This window comes from Streptomyces sp. NPDC048521, assembly GCF_043199855.1.
In the GTDB taxonomy this organism is placed as follows: domain Bacteria; phylum Actinomycetota; class Actinomycetes; order Streptomycetales; family Streptomycetaceae; genus Streptomyces.
On sequence record NZ_JBICWR010000013.1, the window covers coordinates 33,027 to 57,074 of the forward strand.

A 24,048-nucleotide genomic window follows, 5' to 3' on the forward strand; every position below is an offset into this window, starting at 1 on the left:
GACATCGCCTCCGTGTGACCGACCGCGCAGGAGTCCGGGGTTCCCGACGCGCACCGCCCGTGTCGCGGGAGCCCCGGCCCCATCCAGCCGCCCGCACATCCAGAACCCTCGGTGCGCCCTGGTCTGACCTGCAAGACCACAGCGCCGTCCGCCCGAAAGCGAGAGACGATGACGCAGACAGCCCGCGGTATCGAGATCCCCCCGATTCCGCACAACGCGATCGGCCCCACGGTCCCGCCCTCCGGTTATCTCGTCCAGGAGATCGCCGACGGCGTGCACTGGGTCACCGACGGAGGCTACCAATGTGCCTTCGTGGTGTGCGACGACGAGGTCGTCGCCATCGACGCACCGCCCTCGCTCGGACGACTCGTCACCCGGGCCATCCGCGACGTGACCAGCAAACCCATCACCCACGTCGTGTACACGCACTTCCACGGCGACCACATCGGAACGGTGAACCAGTTCCCGGACGAGGCGGTCCGCATCGCGCAGCAGGAAACCCACGCGATGCTGAGCGAGACCGGCGACCGCCTGCGCCGCCTCCCCGACGTCACCTTCCGGGACTCCTACCGACTGGAGGTGGGCGGCCAGGTGATCGAGATGCACTACAAGGGCAGTAACCACGCACCGGGCAACAGCTTCGTCCACCTGCCGCGTCAGAGGATCCTGATGCTGGTCGACGTCATCTACCCCGGTTGGGTGCCGTTCACGAACATCGCCCAGTCCAAGAACATCGGCGGGTTCATGGCCTACCACGACCACGCGCTCGCGTTCGACTTCGACACCATGATCACCGGGCATCTGACCCGGCTGGGTACTCGGCAGGACATCGAGATCCAACGCGAGTACATGCACGACATCCGCGCCGCGGCCCAGCACGCGCTGGAGATCACTCCGGTGAAGCGCAGGCTGGCCCGGGACACGGTCGGAACCGACCACATCTATCTCTACTTCAAGACGATGTACGAGGCAGCGGCCGCGGAGGCCGCCCGACCCGTCATCGAGAAGTGGTCCGGACGGCTGGGTGGTGTGGAGACCCTAGGGGTGAACCACACGCTCACCATGTACCACAGCCTCCGCCTGGACGAGAACGCCGAGCCGCACGTCGTGTTCTTCCCGCCCACCGATACCGGCCCCGACCACTCGCACGATCACTGACGGACAGCCGATCCACCCGTACCGCCGGCATGCCGTGTCACAAACAAGCGGCGTGCCCGGTCACCACTGTGTTCGCAGGTGGGCGCGCGGGAAGAGGGAGTGCGCGTCGCCCTGTGAAAGCATGCATAGACGCACACTATGCCTGGATTTGCACCACCTACTGATGAAAGGCACCTCATGAAGATCGCAGTCATCGGCGGTACCGGGCTGATCGGGTCGCAGGTCGTCAAGGACCTGAACGCCGCCGGACACGAGGCGGTACCGCACTCGCAGTCCACCGGAGTCGACGTCATCAGCGGCCAGGGACTGGACCAGGCGGTGGCGGGAGCCGACGTCGTCGTCAACCTGACGAACTCCCCGACCTTCGACGAAGCGTCCCCGGCCTTCTTCCAGACCTCGATGGACAACCTGCTGGCCGCGGCCCGGAAGGGCGGCGTCGGTCACGTCGTCATCCTCTCGATCGTCGGCGTGGACCAGGTGCCGGAGCTGGACTACTACCGGGCCAAGGTCCTGCAGGAGGACATCCTCAAGGCCGGGCAGATCCCCTACTCCATCGTCCGGGCGACGCAGTTCATGGAGTTCATGGACGCCGTCATGTCCTGGACCGCCGACGCCGACACCGTCCGGCTGCCCGCCACGCCGATCCAGCCGATCGCCGCCAAGGACGTGGCCCGCGCGGTGGCAGACGTCGCCGCGGGCGCCCCGCTGAACGGCATCCGCAACATCGGCGGCCCCGAGGTCTTCACCCTCGACGAACTCGGCCGGATCACCCTGTCCCGCAAGGGCGACAACCGCACCGTCGTCACCGACCCCACCGCCGGCATGTTCGCCGCCGTCAAGGGTGACGTCCTCACCGACAAGGACGCTCACCTCGCGCCCACCCGCTACACCGACTGGCTCTCCTGACCGGCGAAGCGCGTATCGCCCGCCTCGGGAACATGACGGCTGCCGTTCCCGCGGCGGGCAACTGGTGTAGGACGTGATCGCGCACCCGGCCCGGAACGGACTCACCCGTCATGAGACCGGGGCTCAGCTCTTCATCGGCCCCCGCGGTCGAATGGCGGCGTGATCTGTGATCGGCTTCCGCCGAGAGGCGGGCAGCGGCGAACACGTCCACGACGACCTGTGCGTTCAGGGCGAGCGGCAGCTCGCTCAGCGCTCCGGTGGCGCGAGCGGTACGTACAGGGCGTGCCGCGACCGCTGTCCCGTCGTCGTCCCACGTCTCGGCGGCGACGGCCGAGGCGAGCCCGGACGGGCACCGCGCGTCAGCGTACCGACACGACCGTCAGGGACTTGACGGGGCCGGTGCCACGCAAGGTGAGGTCGAACAGCAGGTGTCCCTGCCCGGGGCGCAGGTCAGCCCTGTGACCAGGGGCGATCTCCCGTTCCGGGCCCTGCAGGCGCTCACCCTGACGCGGGCCGTGGATGACGGTCACGTACACGGTGGACGGCCCGGTGTTGCGTACCTGTACCCGCGTGGTCGTGCTGCAAGGCCGCGGCACGTCGGGTGCGGGGCACACGTAGCGCAGGTCACCGAAACCGTAAGTGCCGCAGGACAGCTCCTGGTCGGCGGGGAGAGCGGAGCGGCAGGTGCGCCCGACGCTGACGCGGTCGTCGCCCCCGTCGTCGGTGTCATGGGGGAGCGAAGTACACACGGCGACCAGGGCCAGGACGGCACAGCCCGTCCACGCAGCGGCCGGTATGCGATCGGGGCGTCTGCGAGCGGTCCACAGCCTGGAGCGACGTACGGCGTTCACGGGAGTCCTCGACACGGTTCACAACGTTGGTTTTGCGTACCAGGTGGTAAGTGTTCTCTCAACTTGACCATGCACCGAGTGGATCTGTGACGCTTACGCGCCTGCTCATCTCCTACCAGCGGACGGCAGCGGACGGCAGCGCTGCGGCGCCCGTGACGTGCGAGCGCCAGGCGGCGACCGTCAGTTCGGCGCGCCCTACGTCCTGGCCGAAAGGCCGGTGGCCACGCCGTGCTCCACAGGACCACCAACCGGTTCCGTGCCGACGTTGCTGCGGCCCGACGCGACCGGGCGGGAGCGCGTCGCCGCTCCGCTGTGCCGCCTGTCGGTCGTCGGGTGGTGCCGCAGTTCGTCCCTCATGCCGCCCCAGCCCCTGCGGCGGGCGGAAGCTCAGGCAGGGAAGGCGAACAGGCGGTACTCGGACAGCGTCGTGAAGCCGAAGCGCCGGTACAGCGGCTCCCCGGCGGGGCTGGCCACGAGCGCGGCGGAGCGCATCCCTCTCTCCTGGCCTGCCCGGAGCGCGGCGACCGTCAACGCCGCACCGATGCCCCGCCGGCGATGCGCTTCGGCCACGTGCACGAGGAAGATCCCGGCCACCCCGTGGGCGGTGATGACCACCGTCGACCCGACCACCCGGCCGTCCAGCACCGCGGCCAGCCGGATGATGTCCGGGTTGTCCTCGCGTCGCGACTCGATGCGCACCATCTCGGCCTCCAGGCCGGGCGCGATACCCATCGACGTCCGGTACGTCCAGACCAGCTCCGCCAGCCGTTCCCCGTCCCGCACCGTCTCCACACGCAGGCCGGCGCGTGCATCGCCCGAGCCGGCCGGAGTGGGCGTCCCGCCCGGGTCTGCCGGGTCGCCGAGCGACCTCACCATCACCGGAAGGACGGTGAGCTCCCGTCCTCCGTGGCGTTGCAGGGCGTCGGCGGTGTCCTCGGGGCTGTCGGGTCCCACCCACCACCACCAGGGAAGGCCCGCCAGGTCCCTGCGGACGGCCGCCACGGCCGGCCCGACCGCGGACGTGGACCGCATGCGCACCACGCCGTTGAACTGCGGGGTGGCGAGCCCGCTGCGGAATTGATCGACGACGGATCCGGGACGGCTCTGCGCGTCCCATCCCATGAGGTACTGACGGAAATTGGCGAACACCGACGCCATCACGTCGGGTTCCTGGACAGCCTTCTGGGCCTGCGTCCGGTCATCGTGTGGCGTGCCGTTCGCCCTTGCTGCATTCACCATGAACACGGCCTTCTTCACTTCGCAGATGTGCCACCTGACGGGGGCTCGGTGAGTGTAGTGCCGTCCGCGGTGCCGTTTCCGGCGAGGCTAGGCGATCTGTCGTCCCCGGGTCTCCGGGAGCCCCAGCACCCCGACGATCACCAGGACATACCCGAGGGCCCCGACGCCCATGGCCGCCTTCAGTCCGAACACCGAGGAGAGCGCTCCGACCGTGGAGGGGAAGAAGGCCGCGACTCCTCGACCGACGTTGTGGACGACTCCGACGCCCGCGCCGCGCACCCGGCTGGGGAACAACTCGCTGAAGAAGACGCCCGTACCGGCCAGCGACCCGCACGCCGCCACCCCCAACGGCACGCCCAGTACCAGCAGCAGCCCGTTGGCACCTTCGGGGATCCAGGTGTAAGCCACCACGCACACCACACCGCTGACCGCGAAGAGGATGAACGTCGCGCGGCGGCCGATCCAGTCGTGCAGGTACCCGGCACACACATAGCCGAGGAAGCAGCCGGCGATCACCGCCGAGAGATAACCACTGGTGCCGACAACCGTCAGACCGCGTTCGGTGTGCAGATAGGACGGCAGCCAGGTGAACATGGCGAAGTAGCCGCCCTGGACTCCGATTCCGACCAGCACGGCCAGCAGTGTGATGCGTCGCAGGTCGCGGCGGAACAGAGCGACAAGGCCGCCCCAGGCCGTACCGGCCGTCTCGGCTGCGGCCCGGCGGCGGTTCTGCGTCGAGACGTCGGAGTCCTTCACCTTGCGCCTGACGAAGAGCAGCGCGAAGGCGGGCAGGATGCCGAGGAGGAACAGGTAGCGCCAGGCGTCAGGTCCGGCGTGGCTGAAGACGACGGTGTAACCGAGTACGGCCAGGCCCCAGCCGACCGCCCAAGAGCTGTGGACGAATCCCAGGATCCGGCCGCGGTGCTGAGCAGGGGCCACCTCGGCGATCAGGACCGCGCCGGCCGCGAACTCACCGCCGAAGCCCAGCCCCTGGAGTCCCTTGAACAGCAGCATCTGGCCGTAGCTCTGGGCAAGCCCGGACAGCGCGGTGAACACGGCGAAGGTCGCGATGGTGATCATCAGGACCCGTACCCGCCCCAACCGGTCCGACAGCAGACCCGCCAGAGCCCCACCTACCGCCGAGGCCAGCAGCGTCACCGTCATGATCCAGCCCGCCTGGGCGGAACTCAGCGCGAACGCCGCAGTGATGGAACCCAGGGCCAGCGGCAGCGTGTTGAAGTCGAAGGAGTCCAGCCCCCACCCGGCGAAGCCGGCCCAGAAGACGGGCCGGTGCTTGCGCGGCAGGGAGCGGTACCACCGAGGAAACGATCCGGCCGGGGCGCTGATCGGGGACGCGGAGGATGGCGATTCCGTCATGAGGTTCTCCTGGAGGTCGGGCGGGATGGTCCGTCTCGAAGGGGTCGGATTCGCGAAGAGTCGCTTTTCTCGAACAGGCCGCGATGCCGCAGGCCTCACGGCACAGGCCCTACGGATGGGGGCGACTCCTGGAAGTGGCTGCCTGCTCCGTCGCTGCGGGTTCGAGTGTGGTCGGCAGGGCGTTAACTCACTCGAAATCAGCAGGAGCAGACGGGCAGGGCGATCGCGGCCCCCGCGACTGTCCGGTCGCAGCGGTAGCCACCGCTGGCCGAGCCACCCCTTCCGCGCCCACACGATGAGACGCGTTTCGACCTCGGTGCGTCGTGGTCGCGGTGCCGTCGCGCGACCCTGCCGACCTCACCAGGACCACCGACTGCCGGGCATTCAGGGCTGGTTCGGTGATTCGCCCGTCTGCCACTCCGGCGGTTTCCTTTGCCACTGTGGTCCACCGTGTGCGTTATGGTCGTGGCCAGCGCTCTCCGGCCCACGACTGTCCTCAGGAGCGAGGATCAGCGACGTCTCTTGTCAGGGACCGTCCCACCGCCTGCAGATCGCTTTCAGCGTCTTCACCCGAATCACGTCAGAGAGAATCGGATGCGCATCAAGAACGCGAGCATCGTGCTCGCCGGTACCACCGTGATGGCTACCTTGGCTGTGACGCCCGCCGGTGCCGCCACCACCAGCCTTCCCAGCCCGTCGGTCACGGGTGTGCTCGCCGTGCAGAAGCAGGCGATGACCTACGGGGCGCCCGGCGCGCTCACCCGTATCGACTCCGGTGCCTCCAGCTACCGGATCGCCGTGGGAAAGGCAGACACCGCGGGCGGTACGGCCATGGACGCCGACCGCAGGTTCCGCGTCGGCAGTGTCAGCAAGAGCTTCACCACCGTCGTGCTGTTGCAGCTCGTCGCCGAGGGACGCGTCGACCTGGATGCGTCGGCGAACGACTATCTCCCCAAGCCGCTGCCGGACGATCGCATCACCGTCCGGCACCTGCTGAGCCACCGCAGTGGCCTGTGGGACTACACGAACGACATGTTCTACCACACTGTTCCGGGCTTCGAGGCGGTCCGGAACAAGGTGTTCACCTACCAGGAACTCATCGACCTCTCGACCGCGCACCAGCCCACCAACGAGCCGGGGGCCGCCTACAGCTACTCCAACACCAACTTCGTGGTACTGGGCGAGCTGATCGAGCACGTCACCGGTGTGCCGATGGCCAAGCACTACGATCAGCGGATCTTCCAGCCGCTCGGTCTGAAGAACACCTCCTATGTGCATCCGCAGACGACCATCACCGGCTCCTACGCGCGCGGCTACGTCCGCGACGACGACACCACGCTGCCGCTGGTGGACTCCACCGAGCAGACCGTGTCCTGGGCTCAGTCCGCCGGAGCCGTGATCTCGAACGCGTCGGATCTGAACCGGTTCTTCGCCGCGATCGTCTCTGGCAAGCTCGTCCCTCAGCAGCAGTTGCAGGAGATGATGAGCATGGTCCCGGTGAACGCGGACGGCACCCAGTACTACGGACTCGGCCTACGGGGCAGGAAGCTCTCCTGCGGGGTGACGGTCTACGGTCACACCGGCACCGTGCAGGGCTACTACACGTACGCCTTCACGACGGCCGACGGTAAGCGCAGCATGACGTCGATGGCGAACACGTCCAACAACGGCACCGTCAACACCGTCCTCGCCGGCACTCTGGAGGCCGCCTTCTGCGGCGTCGACCCCGTCAAGAACAGCAAGGTCACCCGCTCCGCCGGTGAGGCTTTCACCGAAGACATCGCCCCGCAGATCGCCCGCCACTGAGGCTGCCGTACGCCCGTGAGGCGACCTGGTCACCACTGGCGCACCGTGGCGCCGGCCTTCAGAGGCCGGCGCCACGGACACTCGCCTGTGCGTATCGGGCGGTTCCGCAGGCCGTTGTCATGGACGACCGCCGGTGTCACAGATCGGGTCCCTGCTCGGTCAAACGTCTCAGCTGCACGCCGGTGTGAGTTCCGCACCTGCGTGAGCGCAGTGGGTCAGGAAACGTCTGACCCGACCCACGACAACTCGGCCATGAAGGGATGACGGACAATGGCACCTCACGAGGACCTTCCCGCACCGCAACACGGACTCCTCCTCACGCATTTCCTGACGGTGCGCGATGTCGCGGTGTCCCGGCGCTTCTACGCCGACGTCTTCGGCGGCGAGGTCGTGATGGAGGAGAATCCAGCGATCGTCAAGGTCGCCAACAGCTGGATCATCATGAGCCCCGGCGGCGGCCCCACCCCCGACAAGCCAGGGGTCACACTGGAGGCACCCCGGAGTGGTGAGCGTGTTTCGAGTTTCCTCAATGTGCGGGTGGCCGACATCGCCGCCTTCTACACGCATGCCGTCGCGACAGGGGCCGACTTCCTCACCGAGCCCGTCGACCGCGGATCCGAGCTGCGTTGCTACCTTCGCGACCCTGACGGCTACCTCATCGAGGTGGGCCAGTCCACCGGTCTGCTCGTGGGGATCCAGGCGGCCACGCCTGCAGAGTCCAGTTGAGTACCGCGACGCGGACCTGTCGGCACAGGGGAGCGCCTGAATGAAGGTCGTTGTGCTTGATGACGGCGCACTCATAGGCGTCGAGACCGCGCTCTGGGTCAGAGACCACGGACACGAGGTCGACATGCTCTCGGCACCCCATGGCATTGACTCGCTCACACGAGAAGAGATCGCCGAGGCTCTGCACGACTGCTCCGTAGTGATCGACCTCTGTCATCTGCCGTCCCTGGACCTCGGGACCCTCACAGATGATCACGGCCTTGTCCTGGACGAGGAGGCCATCGTCAGATCATGGCTCCGTTCCACCAGCAACGTCCTCCAGGCCGAGACGGCCGCTGGTGTCAGGCATCATGTCTGCCTGTCGGTGGTAGGTGTGGACCGTGTAGGCGGTGAGGGTGTTTTCCGAGCCCTCCAGGCTCAGGAAGCCATGATTCAGCGGTCCGGAATGCCCTATTCCATACTTCGTGCCACACAGATGTTTGAGTCGGCCCAGGACATAGCGACTGCCTGTACCGAAGACTGGATCGTCTGGGTGCCGCCGGTCGAAGTGCGCCCGGTATCCCTGACCGATGTGGCCACGCTGCTTGCGCACACCGCCGTGTCCCGCCCCCTGATCGGCGTCCGTGAGATCGCCGGCCCCGAGCAGTTCAGGTTGGATGCGTTCGTGCGTGCCGCCCTCACTGGGGACTCGGAGTACCGCCGTGTCTTCACGAACGTCCGCAGCCCCTTCTTCGGCGCGCATCTGCGGCCCACGGACCTTCTTCCTGGTGCCGACGCGTTCATCGCGCAGACGAGCTACCGCGAGTGGTTCACCAGTCGCCCTGCGCCCGAGATCACCCCGTGACGCCTGGGCCAGTCGGTGTGTGATTCTGCCCATCGCGCTGACACACCCGTTCATTGTGACAAGGTGCGCGAGGCGTACGAGACGCTGAGGGCGCTCCAGTAAAGAACTAATCTGAGAAGTAACCCAAGTAGGGGAGAGCACCGATGACGTCACTGAAACTCGCCCTGCTCGGCGCAGTCCGCGAACTCGCGGCCGTACAGCTGCCCTCTGTCACCTCCGTCCACAGTGGCCGGCCCCTGCGCCGTTTCGCCTTGGAACTTCACGTTCCGGACGAGCGGCACCAGGAACTGGACGCCGAGCTGGAGGAGGCCGCCGCGAACGATGGAAAGCACCTTCACGGGACGGACGCCGCTTGGCGCGTCTCAGAGGGCTGGACGGCGGACTCCCAGGGACGCCGACCCGAGATCTACATCTACCGGATGGAGGTCCAGGAGGTCGAGGTCCTCGAGGCCTCAGCTCTGGAGATCGAAGGACTGAGCCTCTTTCCGAGCAGGTACAAAGAGCAGGTCGACGAGGACACTGTCACGGTGACGCTCGTCGCGGAAGTCACCGGCGAGGACGACGAACGCCTGGAAGAGCTCCTCAGGGACCCCGATGCGTTCTACGACGTCACTCGTCGAGGCATCAGCGACACACCTCTGCGGATGCGCTTCGGACGCTGCGTGTGGCAGCGGGTCGCGGACGGGAGGCGGCGTCACCACTTGGAATTGGTCGCCGACGAGGGCAAGGCCGTAGCGGCACCCTCTCCTCTCGCCCTGGTGAACCAACCGCAGCTCGGCCGGACCATGGAGAGGACCATCGCGAACACCGATGCACTGGCCAAGCTTCTGGAGGAGCTGCACTCCCAGGGCGTACTGAGTGAGAACGCCTTCCACGCGATCAATGCCGCCGCCACTCCGCGACCGCTGACGCGACAGGAGGAGCGCGAGTTGTCCCGCACCGATCGTCTGAACGACTACTGGCGCTGAGGGCATCTGCTGCTGAGGTGTGAAAAGAAAGGGGATGACTCATGTCCGGAGACGTAGCGGAACCGGTGCCTCAAATGGTTCTGTCTCCCTTGACCAGTGCGGCGATCTTCCTGGTCGTCACGGTCGACGGCGGCGGCGAGGCCACTGTTCGCGAGCTGCTGTCAGACCTCGGCAAACTGGAACGGGCCGTTGGGTTCCGTGCCCAGCCCGACGGCAGGCTGAGCTGCGTCACGGGCATCGGTTCGCACGCCTGGGACCGCCTGTTCGCCGGAGCGCGTCCGGCCCGGCTGCATCCCTTCCGAGAACTGAACGGTCCGGTGCACCGAGCCGTCGCCACCCCCGGCGACCTCCTGTTCCACATCCGCGCCTCGCGGCTGGACCTGTGCTTCGCGCTCGCCACGGAGATCATGAGCCGACTGCGCGGAGCGGTCACGGTCCAGGACGAAGTGCATGGCTTCAAGTACTTCGACGAACGCGACCTGCTCGGCTTCGTCGACGGTACGGAGAATCCGACGGACCCAGCGGCGCACGCGGCTGTGCTCGTCGGCGAGGAAGACCCCTGGTTTGCGGGCGGCAGCTATGTCGTCGTGCAGAAGTACCTGCACGACCTCGACGCGTGGGAAGCCCTGCCTGTCGAGGCGCAGGAGAAGGCGATCGGTCGGCGGAAGCTGTCCGACGTGGAACTGCCGGACGACGTCAAACCGGCGAACTCACACGTTGCTCTCACCACTGTCACCGATCCGGACGGCAACGAGCGGGAGATCCTCCGTGACAATATGCCGTTCGGATCCGTGGGCCGTGGGGAGTTCGGCACCTATTTCATCGGCTACGCGCGCACTCCCGAGGTCACGGAGACGATGCTGGAGCGGATGTTCCTGGGCACGGAGTCAGCGCCGTACGACCGTATTCTGGACTTCTCCACTCCGGTCACGGGCTCCCTGTTCTTCACGCCCTCCTCGGACTTCCTGGAAGACCTGCCCGATCCGCCGGCTGCGGAGACCTCCGCCACCCCTCCACCCGAAAGGCGCGACTGATCATCGGGGCCCCCTGGGCTCGGCATGTGGTCCACCATGGGCCATCCTCTTCGCGCTCTTTGCTGTCGGCGTCCCATATACGTTCGGCACCCCGCCGGCGTATTTGTGTCACATCGACCGAGCGACAGCTGTCCATGCTGATGGCCTGAGTTCTGGGGCGTCGCCGAGACCTGACCCTCCTGGAACCTCTCCGGCACCTACGTGATCTACACGGTCTTCGCCGCGCTCTCCATCCCGTTCGTCCTGAAGTTCGTCAAGGAGACGAAGGGCAAGGCGCTGGAGGAGATGGGCTGAGCCTCCTGGCGAGGTCCCCGATCCCGGGGAGAAGGGCCAAGTCCCCGCTGCCCCTCTCCTCGACCATGCTGCCTCCGTTCGCACGGGACCGAACGGAGGCAGCATGCAGGCCCCCAGTCGGCATCCGGTCAGTCGGTGCCCTTCCTGCCGGCCACGGTGTTCAGGTGGGACTGGGAGTCGCGCACCGTGGGCAGTGCGCCGCCCACGGCGAAGTACCTCTGTCCCGCCACGATCAGATCCTCAGCCGGGAATTTCGTGATCACCGTGCAGCCGTCGGCGGTGACCACGACCTCTTCCTCGATCCGCGCCGCGCCTACGCCGTCCGCTGAGGGCCAGTAGGTCTCGAGGGCGAAGACCATGCCTTCTTGGAGCACTTCGGGGTGGTCGAGTGAGACGAGCCTGGAAAAGATCGGCTTCTCCCAGATCGACAGGCCGACACCATGGCCGTACTGCAGGGCGAAGGCGGCTTCCTCGTCGGGAAATCCGAACTCCTGGGCCGTGGGCCACACCGAGACGATTTCGGCGGTCGTGGCCCCGGGGCGCACCAGTGCGATGGCACGGTCCATGTACTCCCGGGCTCGTTTGTAGGCGTCGTGCTGTGCCCGGCTGGCCGAGCCGACCGCGAAAGTGCGGTAGTAGCAGGTGCGGTAGCCGTTGAAGCTGTGCAGGATGTCGAAGAAGGCCGGGTCACCCGGCCGGATGAGCCGGTCGGAGAAGACGTGCGGATGAGGCGAGCAGCGCTCGCCGCTGATGGCGTTGACGCCTTCGACGTACTCGGAGCCGAGGTCGTAGAGCGTCTTGGAGACCACACCGACGCACTCGTTCTCCCGCACGCCCGGGCGCAGGAATCGGTAGAGCTCGTCGTACGCGGCGTCGACCATGGACGCGGCCTGCGTCAGCAACGCGATCTCGTCGTGGGTCTTGACCCGCCGCGCCTCCATGAAGATCTGCTGGCCGTCGACGACGTCGATGCCCTCGTCGCGCAGCGCGAACAGGACGGGTAGTTCGATGACGTCGACGCCCAGCGGCTCGTCCGCCACGCCGTACTTCTCCAGCTCCCGCTTGATCTTCCTCGCCACGGAGCGGGCGATCTCCGCGTCCGGACTGAAGGCGCCGCGCAGGGTGGAGATTCCGGCGCGAGCTCCGGATTCGGCGCGTGGACGGACCGCGCCGTGGTGCGGCGCGTGGGGGTCGGCGTCGGCCTCCGCCGTGGTTTCGGACAGCCACGGGTTGTACAGCCGGTGGTGCTTGGCGGCCGATCCGAAGTCCCAGGAGACCGGGTCCGTCCGGCGCGTCAGGAGGCTGAAGCGGATGAGTTTGTCCATCGCCCACGTGCCGATGTGGGTGGCGGTCATGTAGCGGATGTTGGAGAAGTCGAAAGCCAGCACCGCACCGCAGTCGGAGGCGTTCAACTGTGCCTTGAGGCGAGCCAGCCGGTCGCTGCGCAGGCGCCCGTAGTCGATTCTCTCCTCCCAGTCGACCCCGTTGGTTCCCGTGCTCGCCGTACTGCTGATCATCTGCAGCCTTTCTCGCCGGCCGGTTCCGTGGTTTGTACCCGGCTGTTTACTGATACTGAACGCTATGAGTGAGGCGCTGTGGCCGCAAGACCCTGAGGCGCCCTGCCGACGAAGAGGTCAACGGGGGTAAATACGTTGGTAGATGCTGGTGAGAGGCGTTCCAGCGCTACGCGATGTCCTCGGCGGCGCACGTGCCGCAACAGGCGGTTATGTTGTCCATGACTTAACGCCGGGTCCGGGCCGTGGCTCACGCCTGACCGGCCGGCTCGACGGAGCCGCGGGTCTGCCGTGTCACACCACGAGTCGGAAAGGGTGGTGCACGGCGTCCACCAGGGCGTCGAGCCACTGGGCCGCGAGCGCTCCGTCCACGGCGCGATGGTCGACGGAGAGAACCAGTGCGACGGTCGAGGCGGTGGCCACCTGGGACTCGCGTACGACGGGTGTGGAGCGGATGGCCCCCACCGCGAGGATCATCGACTGTGGGGGGTTGATGATGGCGGAGAACTCCTCGACGCCGTACATACCGAGATTGGTGACGGTGATCGAGCCGCCTTCGAGGTCCCGTTGCTGCAGGGTCCCCTCGTCCGCCTGGCGGACGAAGCGGCGTACCTCGGCGGAGACCGTGCCGAGCGACTTGCCGTCGGTGCCGCGCAGTACGGGGGTCACCAGCCCGCGTCGGGAGGCGATCGCGACCGCCACGTCGGCCGAGCTGTACTGGATCAATGCCTCGTCGGTCCACGTCACGTTGGCCTGGGGTACGGCGGTGTGCGCCACGGCGACGGCCTTGATCAGAAGGTCGTTGACGGAAGTCCTCACCCCCGTGCCGGCGTTGAGGTCCGCTCGCAACCGCAGCAGTCGGTCGACCTCGACGGTTCTCTTGATGTAGAAGTGCGGCACCTCGCGCTTGCTCTCGCCGAGCCTCTTCGCGATGGCCAGGCGCAAGCGGCTGTGCGGAGTGGCGTGGGTCGGCGAGCCGAGACCTGCCGTGATGTACCCACCGGTGTCCCGAGCGGCCGATACCGGCTCCGGTGGGCGGGCGGGGGGCGTGGCGGCCTGTGCGGCTCGTTCGACGGCCGCCTCGGCGTCGCGTCTGACGATGCGTCCGCCCGGTCCGCTGCCGGTGACCGTGCTGATGTCGATGCCTGCGTTGCGCAGCAACCTGCGGGCGAGAGGGCTGGCGAAGCGTCGGCCCTCGGTGGACGGCGTGTCGGGGGGCGGTGGCGTGGCGGGCGATGCCGCCGCAGGCCCGGCGCCGGGTGGTGCGGACGCGGCAGGAGGTGCCGGGTCCGCGGCTGCGGGGTCGGTGACACCGAGCCGGGCCAGGTCGGCATCGAGGTCGGATCCCTGCTCGGCGTGGGTGCCGAGCAGGGCCATGGGTGCCCCGACGGCGACCTGTGCCCCCGGCCGCACCAACGTGCGCAGGAGCACGGCCTCCGTCTCGGCCTCGACCTCTACCTGTGCCTTGTCGGTCTCGATGACCGCGAGGGCGGCTCCGGCGGTGAGTTCCGTACCCTCCGGCACCAGCCACTCACCCATGACCACATGGGTGGCTCCCGCGGCAACCTCCGGGACACGCATCAGTTCTGGCATGGCTCCCCCTCAGGCGTTCTTGACGGCCCGCAGCGCGGCCACCACTTCGTCGGTCCGGGCGATGGCGGCCCGTTCCAGGACCTTGCTGATACTCGGTGAGGCTTCGCGTCCGGTGACTCGCTGGACGGGGGCGTCGAGCCAGTCGAACAGGCGTCGGGAGATCTCGTCGCCCAGCCAGGAGCCGTAGGAAGTACCCCGCGCCCCTTGCTCGACTATGAGGACCCGGTTGGTGCGGCGCACGCTCTCCTCGATGGTCTTCCAGTCCAGCGAGGCGCGGTCGAGCCAGCGCAGGTCGATGAGGTCGGCTCCGATCCCGGGCACCATGTCCAGCGCTTCCATGCAGTGACCGACCATGCTGAGGTAGGAGATGACGGTGACGTCGTCGCCGTGACGCCGTACGGCCGCCTTGCCGACCGGTAGCGCGTAGTCCAGGTCGCCCGCCGGGACCGGACCGGTCGTCGGGTAGAGGTCGACGTGTTCCAGCACCACGACGGGATCGTTGCACGCGAGCGCGGTGTTCATCAGACCGATGTAGTCGCCCGGGGTGGAGGGCGCGACGATCCGCAGGCCCGGGGCCGTGGCCAGGATGCCGGCCGGGTCCATCGAATGCTGTGAGCCGTAGCCGGTCCCGGCGGCGAGCTTGCTGCGCAGCACGAAGGGCACCTCGGTCGTGCCGCCGAACATGTGCCGAGCCTTGGCAACCTGGTTGAAGAGCTGGTCGGCCGCCACCCACATGAAGTCGGCGTACATGAACTCCACGACCGGCCGGTATCGGCCGTCGATCGCCATACCGGCGGCCAGACCGGTGAACGCGTTCTCGCTGATCGGCGTGCCGAGCACCCGGTCGGGGAAGTCCCGCAGAGGCCCCTTGGTGGCACCGTTCGTCCCGCCGTTGAGCCGGTGCACGTCCTCGCCGAGGACCACGATCCGGTCGTCCTTCGCCATGTTCCGCGCCAGTACCGCGGACACGGCGTCGATGAATCGCATCTCCTCGGTCTCGCCGGCCGGCCCCTCCTCGGCGTACCGGACCCCGTCCAGCTCCGAGAGGTCCCCGCGCACGCCGACGTCGACAAAAGCGGTGTCCGGCCACAGATTCGCCACGATCCGCCGCTCCCCGGGGTCGCCCCCGGGCACCTCTTCGAGGAAGGAGGCGCCGATCTCGTCCATGGTCTCGACGGCTCGCGTCCGCACCGCGACCACGTCCGCTTCGGTGAGCAGTCCGGACTCCACCGCGTGGTTCTGCAGCCGAGTGAGCGGATCACGGGCGCGCCACTGTTTCTCCTCAGCCTTGCTCCGGTAGCCGAACGCGCTGCCCGGGAACGGCCCGTTCTGATGGAAGTAGCGGTAGACCTCGGCCTCGACGATGGTCGGGCCGTTGCCCGCCCGCATGTGAGCGACGGCTTCGGCCATGGCAGAGCGCACCGCCAAGGGGTCCATGCCGTCGACGCGCCAGGCCGGTATCCCGAAGCCGGAGCCGCGGGCCGAGAGCCTGAACTCGGCGGTGACGTCCGCAACATGGGTGGAGACGGCGTAGAGGTTGTTCTCGATGAAGAAGCACAGCGGCAGCTGCCAGGCTGCGGCGAGGTTGAACGTCTCCAGAACCGAGCCGATGTTGGCGGCGCCGTCGCCGAAGTAGGTGACGGTCACCGCATCGGTGCCCGCCCGGCGTTGATTCCAGGCGAAGCCGGCGGCCTGCGGGACGCCGCCGCCGACGATGGCGTTGGTTCCCATCGCGCCGGCCTCGCGCCACATCAGGTGCATCGATCCGCCCCGGCCTCGACTCCAGCCCTGGTCGAGCCCGCAGATCTCGGCGAGAGTGCGCCGCAGGACGTCCCTCACCTCGCTCGTCAGCTCGGGCAGACCCGGGCTTCGGGGGACGACGTGACCGAACGCCTTGGCGAGGAACTGGTGATGACCGCGGTGGGAGCCGTTGACGAAGTCGTCCGAGCGCAGGTCGACCAGTGAGCCGACTGCCCCGCCCTCCTGGCCGATGCTCGAATGCGCGGGGCCATGGACGAGGCCCTTGGCGGCGAGTTCGAGTACGTACTCCTCGAAGGTCCGCACCCACTGGGTGAGCGCGAGCATGCGCAGGATCACCTCCGGGTCGACCTGTTTCCGTTCCGCCGAGGTGAGGCTCAGTTCGACCCACGGTGGTGACGGAACGAGTTCTGTGTGCTTGGCCACGATCAGCCTCTCTCGTCCGAGGGAATCCGGTCCCCGCGCACGGTGTGGAGGGGTTGCCCGCCTTCGGTGGCAGTAGGGATTCGTTCAATCGTGAATCACAATTGGATCCAATGCAAGAGTGTGTACGCGAGCCCACCGCGCTTGCCGGACTGCACGGAGCCGACCACCTCGACCTCACCGCCCCGACCCGGACGAAGGCCCACCGGGGGAGCCGCGCTTCCTCCGTCGGGGCGGGCGGACGGTACTGGACACCTTCTCCTGGGGGGCCCATGACGCGCGGCCGGCCCCGTCACGCGCAGGACATCACCTGGCGTTCCACGTGGACGACCTCGACGAGGCGGTCCCCGCACTGCGCGCGCACGGCGTCGAGGTGCCGGGCCGCCCGGCGGTGAGCAGCGGTGCGAGCCGGAGGTGGCGCGGGGCCTGCCACAAGACACCCTTGGGGTTCGCAGTGTGAGCTAGTCTCCTACCCCGGCGGAAAGGCCCACGACCGGGACCCGCACACCGTCAGTTGACCGGCAGGAGACTCCGTATGACCCACGGCGCCGAGGGGTCCAAGCAGCCTGCGAGCGCCCGCGTCGCCGGCATCATCGCGGACCGCATCCTCGACGGAACGCTCGCTCCCGGAACCCGGATCGTCCAGGACGAACTGGCGGCCGAGCTGAACACGAGCCGCATTCCGGTCCGTGAGGCGCTGCGGCTGCTGGAGTCGCGTGGACTGGTCGTGCTGCGGGCCAACACCGGCGCCTGGGTCTCGAGCATGACCCGGCACGACCTCGAGCAGAGTTACGAGATCCGCGAGCGCATCGAGCCGCTGCTGCTCGCGGACAGCCTGCGGCACTTCACCGAGGAGGACGTGGCCGAACTGGAGCGGCTGCAGGATCTGATCGAGGCCAACGAGGACCCGGAGGAGTTCCTGCGGCTCGACCGCCGGTTCCACTGGTGTTCCTATCGGCGGCACCGTTCCCCGGCGCTGGCGGCCATCATCACCCGGCTCTGGGAGACCACCCACCACTACCGGCGAGCGCTGGTCCGGCTCACCGACGCCCATACCTCCTGGGTGGTGTTCACCGAGCACCGGTTGCTGATCGAGGCCATGCGCAGCCGCGAGCCACAAACGGCCTCGACGATCCTGGGCATGCACATCAACCGGACCCGGCTGACCCTGGCGCGCCACGAAGAACTCTTCGAGGACGGCGCCGACGCCTGACAGGGGCCCGCGGCCCTTCCCTCCAGGGCGACGGCCCGAGCGATGCGACCCCGTCGACCGGTGCACGACCGTCTGACAGCAGCGGAACCCCCTTCACAATGGATCCAATCCTCCGAGACGGCCACCGATGCCCAGAACGGAAACCAGCGTCAGGTCGTTGCTACGGGAGTCATGGCGGCCCTTGCGGAACGCGGCACAGACTGTCGGCCTTCGAGGCGCTGGTGGCAGTGATCGTCACCGTGAGCCATACGGCCTGTTCAGCAATCGTTTTCAGAATGTACAGTGCCACTCAACAATGCCCAGGGTATGCGTGGGGCACGGCGTCGCCGCCCCTCGGCGAGCGCCATGGCACTGAAACAAGGCGGCGGTGCCGTCAGAACGAAGGGTGCGTGAAGGGGACAGTGGAACCGGACGGAGCGCGGTCGGTGCCATCGCCGGGCCAGCACATCGGGCCCGCTGTCAGAGCCGCGCGGGAAGCACGCGGTATGTCCCTGCGGGCCCTGGCGCGCCAGATCGGCGTGTCCCCGAGCTTCATCTCTCAACTCGAGCGCAACAAGGCGAACGCGAGCGTGGGTACCCTCTACGCACTCGTGGAGGCCCTGGACCTGTCGCTCGATCACCTGGTGGCGGCCGAGTCAGCGACGACCCGCGGCGCGCAAGCGGTGCCATCAGGGTGTGCCGCCGGCTCTCCGACCGGTGGCGAACCGGATGTGCAGGTGAGCCGGTTCACGGCGGTGGGCAGTCCGGTGCAGCGGGCCGACAGCCGAGCCCGGATCCGCTTCCCGGGCGTCACTTGGGAGCGGCTGACCCAGGCGTCGGATGCTCTGGTGGACTTCCTGCACGTCCGCTACGAGCCGGGCAGCGCCTCGTGCGCGGCCGACGACATGATGCGCCACGGCGGGCGAGAGTACGGCTTCGTCCTCTCCGGCCGGATCCGTGTGCAGATCGGCTTCGACACCTACGAACTCTCCGAGGGTGACTCGGTCACCTTCGACTCGATGACACCGCACCGCCTGAGCAACGAGTCCGATGCCCCTGTGGAGGCCGTCTGGTTCGTCGTCGGCAGCCGCGATGACATGCGCGGCCATACGGCGCCCAGCCCCGCGTCCGACGTGACTCACCTGCCGTCCCTGCGTACCTGACCGGCCGCTCAACGCCGGGGGCCTCCTCATGCGTCGAGGGCTCCGGTGCCCGGCGGCGCTGCCCGTCCGGGGAGGCGCCCGGTCAGGGGAGAGTACGGGGCGGGCGCGGTGCCACCAGCCGGAGGTGGAACATCGCCGCCGACAACCCCACCGCCCGCATCGAGAGCCAGGGTCGCCGTACGGCCGCGCCCTGAAGGCGGCCTACGGTGCCGCAACGACCGATCAGCAGTGTCCTGCGCGCCGCCGGGCCACCGGTGACCGCGCCGACGATGCCCACCACCTTCCGGCGCGACCGACAACGGTCCCGACTGCTTCGCCGTCCTGAACCGACGTTCCCGTGCGACGACTTACGCCTCCTCGTTGACCCAGCTCATCAGCTTGCGCAGCTGCTTGCCGGTGGTCTCCAGCAGATGCTCGGCGTCCTGCCGCTTGTACTCGTCGTACTTCTTCAGACCGCCGTGGTACTCGTCCATCCAGTTCTGGGCGAACGTGCCGTCCTGGATCTCGGCGAGGATCTGCTTCATCTCGGCCTTGGTGGCGTCGGTGATGATCCGCGGACCGGTGACGTAGTCGCCCCACTCGGCGGTCTCGGAGATCGACCAGCGCATCTTCTCCAGACCGCCCTCGTACATGAGGTCCACGATCAGCTTCAGCTCGTGCAGGCACTCGAAGTAGGCGATCTCCGGCTGGTAACCCGCCTCGGTCAGCGTCTCGAAGCCCGCCTTCACCAATGCCGAGACACCGCCCGCGAGCACGGCCTGCTCACCGAACAGATCGGTCTCGGTCTCCTCGGTGAAGGTCGTCCTGATGACCCCGGCACGGGTACCACCGATGGCCTTGGCGTACGACAGCGCCAGCGCGAAGGCATTGCCCGTGGCGTCCTGCTCGACGGCCACGAGACAGGGAACGCCACGGCCCTCCTCGTACTGACGGCGCACCAGGTGGCCCGGGCCCTTCGGGGCGACCATGCACACGTCCACTCCGGCCGGGGGCTTGACGAAGCCGAAGCGGATGTTGAAGCCGTGGGCGAAGAACAGTGCGTCGCCGTCGTTCAGGTTCGGCGCGATGGACTCCTCATAGACCTGGGCCTGGATCGGGTCCGGGATGAGGATCATGATGACGTCGGCCTCGGCGGCGGCCTCGGCCGGGCTCATCACGCGCAGACCCTGCTCCTCGGCCTTGGCCTTGGACTTCGAGCCCTCGTGCAGACCGACGCGGACGTCGACACCGGAGTCACGCAGCGACAGCGCGTGGGCGTGGCCCTGGCTGCCGTAACCGATGACCGCGACCTTGCGGCCCTGGATGACGGACAGGTCGGCGTCAGCGTCATAGAACAGCTCAGCCATGGGAAACACCTTTCAGGGATAACTCGCCGGGCGGCATGCCTGCCGAGAGCGGGCCGAAAGTGAGCACTGCGCCTCCGGAGAGTGGGGGCATACGGAGAACAAGGCCAGGAGGAACGGCACGTGTCCTGCCGGGGTGGAACCAAGGAAACTGCGGCAGCACCACCGCCGGCCGACGGTCGAAACACTATCTCACACCAAGCATCGACGGTGCATAAGCGTCAGCGATGCAACGGTGTCAACTGTGGCGGTGTACTGCGGGAAGCATCGTTCACGCCACCGACCGCACGCTGCGGGCGACGTCGGTGTGTGAAGGGTGTTCCCCGGCCGCGTGTCACAGATATGTCGCCTGCCTTGTCAGTGAGGTGACTCCAGGGGGTGTGCCTGCCCTTTCGACCATGGCGTTCTGCCGTCGGCTGCCGCAGGTGTGCACCCTTGCCCCTACGACACCGAAATGAGCCTCTCATCCATGTTTCAGGACCAGTCCGACAATGTCGATACGGCCTCGACGACAGGCATCGCGACGCTGGACGATCTGCGCAGGCACCTGCAGTGGGCCATCGAACTCGAACATGCCACGCTGCCGCCGTACCTCACGGCCCTGTACTCCCTCGACCCCGAGCGGAACGCGGAGGCCGCACAGCTCATCGGCGGTGTCTTCGTCGAGGAGATGATCCATCTCGCCCTGGCCGCGAACCTGCTCAACGCGGTCGGCGGACAGCCCCGCCTGGACGCGCCGCATTTGCTGCCTCGGCACCCGCGGACCATGCCGCACGCCGACCCGTCCATCGAGTTGTCCCTTCTGCCGTTCGGGCAGGAGGCCGTGGAGATGTTCCTCCGTATCGAACAGCCTGCGCACCCGGAAGATCCGGCCGAAGGCGACAACTACGAGACGATCGGGCAGTTCTACGACGCGATCGAGAAGGGTCTGCGGCGCCTGTGCGCCGAACTGGGTGAGGACCAGGTCTTCACCGGGGACCCCACCCGTCAGGTCGCCGGCGGCCCGTTCGCCCACACGGCAGGGCACCTCAAACCGGTCACCGACCTCAGTTCGGCGCTTGTGGCGCTGGAGGAGATCGTCGAGCAGGGTGAAGGGGCGGCCCGTGCCGACGTCTGGGACGGGGACATGGACCTGTTCCACCCCGAGACCAAGGCAGTCTCCCACTACTACCGTTTCCAGGAACTCGCGCTGGGCCGGCGCTACCAGCCCGGTGACACGCCCGAGTCCGGCCCCACCGGGGAGGCTGTGACCGTGGACCCTGCCGGCGTTCGCCCCTTGCGCCCCAACCCGCGGCTGGAGGATCACCCCGAGGGCAGCGCGATACGCACCGCGCAGGAAGCGTTCAACCAGACGTACTGCAAGATGTTGCAACAGCTCGAGCAGGCCTTCAACGGCAACCCAGCGATGCTGGGAATGTCGGTGGGCACGATGTACGCGCTCAAGGGACAGGCACAGAGCCTGATGGCCATCCAGGACGACGACGGCATGGCCGCCGGCCCGACCTTCGAGTACGTCGCACCCGAAGACCGCGCCTGAGCTGTTTCTCTTCGCCCGGCCCTTATGCAAGAAGGGCCACCTGCGGTCCTTGCGGTCCCCCTGGGGACCGCGTGAGCGAGGGTCACAGTGACCGGAGCGGCCGTGCTGGCCATCCTTCGGGGGCGGGGCGGCCTGTGGCACCTCGCGGGGCCGGCGCCAGGCGCTCCCGTGGTACTGGCGGGGCTCACGCCCCTGACGCGGGTGCGGGCGACGACGTGATAGTGCCCCGGCCTCCAGTGACTCACGCTCGGCACATGTCCCGCCTCCTCTAAGGATGTAAGTGATGACACAACGGCCCGGACGTCTCGAGCCGACCACGCGCCGTACTCTGCTGAAGGGGGCTGCGGTCGCTGCCACTGTGCCCGCGGTCGCGGGGCTGCTCGGCGCCGTGCCGGCAGGTACGGCCGACGCGGCCGAGCGCGACGCACTGCCGGAGTTCGCGCCGGTGCCCGCGGGAGCGCTCGGCCCGACGCCGAATGCGCAGGGCTACTACGTCGGCCGGATCCGGGGGCACCTCTACTGGGTCACCGACGCCAACTACCAGGCCATGTTCCTCACCACCCGTGAGGGCGTCGTCCTCGTCGACGCGCCGCCCACGCTCGGGCACAACCTACTGCGGGCCATCGGCGAAGTCACCGAGGCCAACGGCCTTCCCGACAAGGTCACGCACCTGGTGTACTCCCACTCGCACGCCGACCACATCGGCGCGTCGGCGATCCTGGGCAAGCACGTGGTACGCATCGCGCACTCGGAGACCCGCGCGTTGCTGCAGTTCGATCGGGACCCCAACCGTCCACTGCCGACGGAGACGTTCGACGACCACTACGTTCTCGAGGTCGGAGGCGAGAGGCTGGAACTCGCCCACCACGGTCCCAACCACTCGCCTGACAACATCTACATCTACGCGCCCACCCAGAAGACCCTCATGCTGGTGGACGTCTTCTACCCGGGCTGGGTGCCGTACAAGAACCTCGCCGTGTCCGAAGACATCCCCGCCTGGGTGAAGGCGCACGACGTGGCGATGACATACCCGTGGCACACCCTGGTCGGCGGTCACAACGGACGACTCGGCGCTCGGGCGGACGCCGAACTGCAGAAGCAGTATCTGACCGACCTCGACACGGCCGTGCGCAATGCCATGGCGACCGTGGACCCCACCCCCTACATCGACAAGTACGGTCCGGGCAACAACTCCTGGGCGGTATTCAAAACTTACCTCGACGCCGTCGCCCGCCAGGCCGCCGACCCCGTGACCGCCGAGTACACCGGCGTGCTGGCCGGCGCAGACGTCTTCACCACTGATCACGCCGCCACACTGCTGGATTCCCTGCGCGTCAATACGGGCATTCTCGGCCCCTTCGGCGTTCACTCCTGACCTCTCCGCACCGGCCGTGGTCAGGTGATTGACAGGCCCGGACACCTTCTCACCCCGTCACGTTCTTCGTAGCTCCGCAAGGGGCCGCAAGCCTTCGGGTCCGGCATGACTTCCCCTTCCTGTTGTGGATGATCCGGGAGGTGGGGTCACCGGGCCCGGAGGCATCGACGGACCGCTGACGAGGGACTTGAGCACCGGCTTCACCCGAGTAGGAAGAGCTGCCCTCAAGGCACTCACCATCTGGTGGACCCTGGCTGACTACTGCTCGGCTCTGCCACAGCCGTGGGCCCTGGCCACGACTTGGGCTGAAGACCAACCCCCGGCCAGCGCACCGGGCGGGAGGCACCTGATCGCGGGCCCGCACCAGCATGGGATAGACCGCTGCGGTAAGTCATGCCCGGCGCCCGCGTCCCCAGAGCAGAAACCCGGCGGCTGACTCTCCCGCTGCCACACCTGATGCGGCACGCCCCGGCCCCAGCAACGTGAGCCAGCCCAAGTTGGCCCTGGGCAGGCCCGTTGTCAGTGGTGGCTGAAAAGCTGGAATACATGAACGGCGACGATGAGCAGTTGTTGCGCGGCCGGGTGTACGGCGCCGACCCCGGCCACCCGGGTCCGCTCCCGAACCGGAGGTACGTCGAACTGGTCGGCGGGCCGCTGGACGGCCTGCTGCTGGATGTCACGGGCTGGACGCCGGATGGGATCGGCACCGGCGTTGCCTTGATGACGGATCTGGGGCAGTTCGGGCCGGGCGGCCGGGCGCTGTACGATCCACGCCCCCGTGACCCGACGCGTTTCGACTGGTCCGGTGACTGCCCCTGACCGATGCGCCGGCTTATCCGGGGCACCCAGCAGTGGAAGGGCGCGACCTCTCCCAGGGACACGTCGGGCCGCGGCTGGGTGCCATGGTGGGGAATGCCGCCGGAGGCCGGTCGCTTCGCGGGCGACGT

Annotated in this window: 19 protein-coding genes and 1 pseudogene; 13 read left to right on the plus strand and 7 right to left on the minus strand. The window is 67.9% G+C overall.

Going from position 1 to position 24,048, the window contains the following annotated elements; all coding sequences use genetic code 11:
- The first annotated feature begins 168 nt into the window (after window positions 1-168).
- Together ACGFRF_RS27420 and ACGFRF_RS27425 are read left to right on the plus strand one after the other, a co-directional pair.
- Complete coding sequence (locus ACGFRF_RS27420; RefSeq protein ID WP_393744338.1) at window positions 169-1,158, plus strand: MBL fold metallo-hydrolase; 990 nt, start codon at window positions 169-171, stop codon at window positions 1,156-1,158.
- Between the two features lie 177 nt (window positions 1,159-1,335).
- Window positions 1,336-2,064 carry an SDR family oxidoreductase gene (locus ACGFRF_RS27425; RefSeq protein ID WP_393744339.1) on the plus strand — a complete coding sequence of 243 codons (729 nt, stop codon included), beginning with the start codon at window positions 1,336-1,338 and terminating at the stop codon, window positions 2,062-2,064.
- A 359-nt stretch (window positions 2,065-2,423) separates the two neighbouring features.
- Here the strand turns inward: ACGFRF_RS27425 and ACGFRF_RS27430 are convergent, their stop codons facing one another.
- The 3 genes from ACGFRF_RS27430 to ACGFRF_RS27440 all read right to left on the minus strand — a co-directional run bounded on the left by ACGFRF_RS27430 (window position 2,424) and on the right by ACGFRF_RS27440 (window position 5,531).
- A complete protein-coding gene (locus tag ACGFRF_RS27430) occupies window positions 2,424-2,915 on the minus strand; it encodes a hypothetical protein (RefSeq protein WP_393744341.1) in 492 nt (163 codons plus the stop codon).
- Window positions 2,916-3,302: 387 nt separating this feature from the next.
- Complete coding sequence (locus tag ACGFRF_RS27435) at window positions 3,303-4,154, minus strand: GNAT family N-acetyltransferase (protein WP_393744343.1); 852 nt, start codon at window positions 4,152-4,154, stop codon at window positions 3,303-3,305.
- Window positions 4,155-4,241: 87 nt separating this feature from the next.
- Window positions 4,242-5,531: an MFS transporter gene (locus ACGFRF_RS27440; protein ID WP_393744345.1), complete on the minus strand. Its 1,290-nt coding sequence runs from the start codon at window positions 5,529-5,531 to the stop codon at window positions 4,242-4,244.
- Between the two features lie 594 nt (window positions 5,532-6,125).
- On the opposite strand from ACGFRF_RS27440, the gene ACGFRF_RS27445 reads away from it, so the two are divergent.
- The 6 genes and pseudogenes from ACGFRF_RS27445 to ACGFRF_RS27470 form a co-directional block, all read left to right on the plus strand.
- Window positions 6,126-7,337: a serine hydrolase domain-containing protein gene (locus ACGFRF_RS27445; protein ID WP_393744347.1), complete on the plus strand. Its 1,212-nt coding sequence runs from the start codon at window positions 6,126-6,128 to the stop codon at window positions 7,335-7,337.
- A 270-nt stretch (window positions 7,338-7,607) separates the two neighbouring features.
- On the plus strand, window positions 7,608-8,063 hold the full coding sequence (locus ACGFRF_RS27450; protein WP_393744349.1) for a VOC family protein: 456 nt from the start codon (window positions 7,608-7,610) through the stop codon (window positions 8,061-8,063).
- A 40-nt stretch (window positions 8,064-8,103) separates the two neighbouring features.
- Window positions 8,104-8,907, plus strand: a complete 804-nt coding sequence (locus tag ACGFRF_RS27455; protein WP_393744351.1) for an SDR family oxidoreductase — start codon at window positions 8,104-8,106, stop codon at window positions 8,905-8,907.
- A gap of 143 nt (window positions 8,908-9,050) precedes the next feature.
- The gene (locus tag ACGFRF_RS27460) at window positions 9,051-9,875 is read left to right on the plus strand and encodes a hypothetical protein (protein WP_393744353.1); all 825 of its coding nucleotides are present in this window, start codon (window positions 9,051-9,053) and stop codon (window positions 9,873-9,875) included.
- A gap of 41 nt (window positions 9,876-9,916) precedes the next feature.
- Window positions 9,917-10,909, plus strand: coding sequence for a Dyp-type peroxidase (locus ACGFRF_RS27465; RefSeq protein WP_393744355.1), 993 nt, complete (start codon window positions 9,917-9,919; stop codon window positions 10,907-10,909).
- A gap of 180 nt (window positions 10,910-11,089) precedes the next feature.
- Window positions 11,090-11,203: pseudogene (locus tag ACGFRF_RS27470) on the plus strand (MFS transporter); the annotation flags it as partial.
- A 128-nt stretch (window positions 11,204-11,331) separates the two neighbouring features.
- On the opposite strand, the gene ACGFRF_RS27475 reads toward ACGFRF_RS27470, so the two are convergent.
- The 3 genes from ACGFRF_RS27475 to ACGFRF_RS27485 form a co-directional block, all read right to left on the minus strand.
- Entirely contained in the window at window positions 11,332-12,720 is a 1,389-nt protein-coding gene (locus tag ACGFRF_RS27475) for a M24 family metallopeptidase (RefSeq protein WP_393744356.1), read from the minus strand.
- Window positions 12,721-13,011: 291 nt separating this feature from the next.
- Window positions 13,012-14,310: a dihydrolipoamide acetyltransferase family protein gene (locus ACGFRF_RS27480; protein ID WP_393744358.1), complete on the minus strand. Its 1,299-nt coding sequence runs from the start codon at window positions 14,308-14,310 to the stop codon at window positions 13,012-13,014.
- A gap of 9 nt (window positions 14,311-14,319) precedes the next feature.
- Window positions 14,320-16,494: a thiamine pyrophosphate-dependent enzyme gene (locus tag ACGFRF_RS27485; protein ID WP_393744360.1), complete on the minus strand. Its 2,175-nt coding sequence runs from the start codon at window positions 16,492-16,494 to the stop codon at window positions 14,320-14,322.
- Between the two features lie 532 nt (window positions 16,495-17,026).
- Here ACGFRF_RS27485 and ACGFRF_RS27490 point away from each other — a divergent pair.
- On the plus strand, window positions 17,027-17,704 hold the full coding sequence (locus ACGFRF_RS27490) for a GntR family transcriptional regulator (protein WP_393744362.1): 678 nt from the start codon (window positions 17,027-17,029) through the stop codon (window positions 17,702-17,704).
- A 275-nt stretch (window positions 17,705-17,979) separates the two neighbouring features.
- Entirely contained in the window at window positions 17,980-18,846 is an 867-nt protein-coding gene (locus ACGFRF_RS27495; protein ID WP_393744648.1) for a helix-turn-helix domain-containing protein, read from the plus strand.
- A 347-nt stretch (window positions 18,847-19,193) separates the two neighbouring features.
- On the opposite strand, the gene ilvC is transcribed toward ACGFRF_RS27495, so the two are convergent.
- Window positions 19,194-20,192: a ketol-acid reductoisomerase gene (gene ilvC / locus ACGFRF_RS27500; protein ID WP_393744364.1), complete on the minus strand. Its 999-nt coding sequence runs from the start codon at window positions 20,190-20,192 to the stop codon at window positions 19,194-19,196.
- Between the two features lie 466 nt (window positions 20,193-20,658).
- Between ilvC and ACGFRF_RS27505 the strand changes: the two genes are divergently transcribed.
- The 3 genes from ACGFRF_RS27505 (at window position 20,659) to ACGFRF_RS27515 (ending at window position 23,920) form a co-directional block, all read left to right on the plus strand.
- On the plus strand, window positions 20,659-21,726 hold the full coding sequence (locus ACGFRF_RS27505; RefSeq protein ID WP_393744366.1) for a ferritin-like protein: 1,068 nt from the start codon (window positions 20,659-20,661) through the stop codon (window positions 21,724-21,726).
- Window positions 21,727-22,009: 283 nt separating this feature from the next.
- Window positions 22,010-23,101, plus strand: coding sequence for an MBL fold metallo-hydrolase (locus ACGFRF_RS27510; protein WP_393744368.1), 1,092 nt, complete (start codon window positions 22,010-22,012; stop codon window positions 23,099-23,101).
- A 546-nt stretch (window positions 23,102-23,647) separates the two neighbouring features.
- Window positions 23,648-23,920: a hypothetical protein gene (locus ACGFRF_RS27515; RefSeq protein ID WP_393744650.1), complete on the plus strand. Its 273-nt coding sequence runs from the start codon at window positions 23,648-23,650 to the stop codon at window positions 23,918-23,920.
- Window positions 23,921-24,048: the final 128 nt, after the last annotated feature.

What these genes read in the sequence shown, in the direction of transcription:
- ACGFRF_RS27420 (WP_393744338.1), top strand. Translation starts at nt 169, where the DNA reads ATGACGCAGACAGCCCGCGGTATCGAGATCCCCCCGATTCCGCACAAC.
- ACGFRF_RS27425 (WP_393744339.1), top strand. Translation starts at nt 1,336, where the DNA reads ATGAAGATCGCAGTCATCGGCGGTACCGGGCTGATCGGGTCGCAGGTC.
- ACGFRF_RS27435 (WP_393744343.1), bottom strand. Translation starts at nt 4,154, where the DNA reads ATGGTGAATGCAGCAAGGGCGAACGGCACGCCACACGATGACCGGACG.
- ACGFRF_RS27440 (WP_393744345.1), bottom strand. Translation starts at nt 5,531, where the DNA reads ATGACGGAATCGCCATCCTCCGCGTCCCCGATCAGCGCCCCGGCCGGA.
- ACGFRF_RS27445 (WP_393744347.1), top strand. Translation starts at nt 6,126, where the DNA reads ATGCGCATCAAGAACGCGAGCATCGTGCTCGCCGGTACCACCGTGATG.
- ACGFRF_RS27450 (WP_393744349.1), top strand. Translation starts at nt 7,608, where the DNA reads ATGGCACCTCACGAGGACCTTCCCGCACCGCAACACGGACTCCTCCTC.
- ACGFRF_RS27455 (WP_393744351.1), top strand. Translation starts at nt 8,104, where the DNA reads ATGAAGGTCGTTGTGCTTGATGACGGCGCACTCATAGGCGTCGAGACC.
- ACGFRF_RS27460 (WP_393744353.1), top strand. Translation starts at nt 9,051, where the DNA reads ATGACGTCACTGAAACTCGCCCTGCTCGGCGCAGTCCGCGAACTCGCG.
- ACGFRF_RS27465 (WP_393744355.1), top strand. Translation starts at nt 9,917, where the DNA reads ATGTCCGGAGACGTAGCGGAACCGGTGCCTCAAATGGTTCTGTCTCCC.
- ACGFRF_RS27475 (WP_393744356.1), bottom strand. Translation starts at nt 12,720, where the DNA reads ATGATCAGCAGTACGGCGAGCACGGGAACCAACGGGGTCGACTGGGAG.
- ACGFRF_RS27480 (WP_393744358.1), bottom strand. Translation starts at nt 14,310, where the DNA reads ATGCCAGAACTGATGCGTGTCCCGGAGGTTGCCGCGGGAGCCACCCAT.
- ACGFRF_RS27490 (WP_393744362.1), top strand. Translation starts at nt 17,027, where the DNA reads ATGACCCACGGCGCCGAGGGGTCCAAGCAGCCTGCGAGCGCCCGCGTC.
- ACGFRF_RS27495 (WP_393744648.1), top strand. Translation starts at nt 17,980, where the DNA reads ATGTACAGTGCCACTCAACAATGCCCAGGGTATGCGTGGGGCACGGCG.
- ilvC (WP_393744364.1), bottom strand. Translation starts at nt 20,192, where the DNA reads ATGGCTGAGCTGTTCTATGACGCTGACGCCGACCTGTCCGTCATCCAG.
- ACGFRF_RS27505 (WP_393744366.1), top strand. Translation starts at nt 20,659, where the DNA reads ATGTTTCAGGACCAGTCCGACAATGTCGATACGGCCTCGACGACAGGC.
- ACGFRF_RS27510 (WP_393744368.1), top strand. Translation starts at nt 22,010, where the DNA reads ATGACACAACGGCCCGGACGTCTCGAGCCGACCACGCGCCGTACTCTG.
- ACGFRF_RS27515 (WP_393744650.1), top strand. Translation starts at nt 23,648, where the DNA reads ATGAACGGCGACGATGAGCAGTTGTTGCGCGGCCGGGTGTACGGCGCC.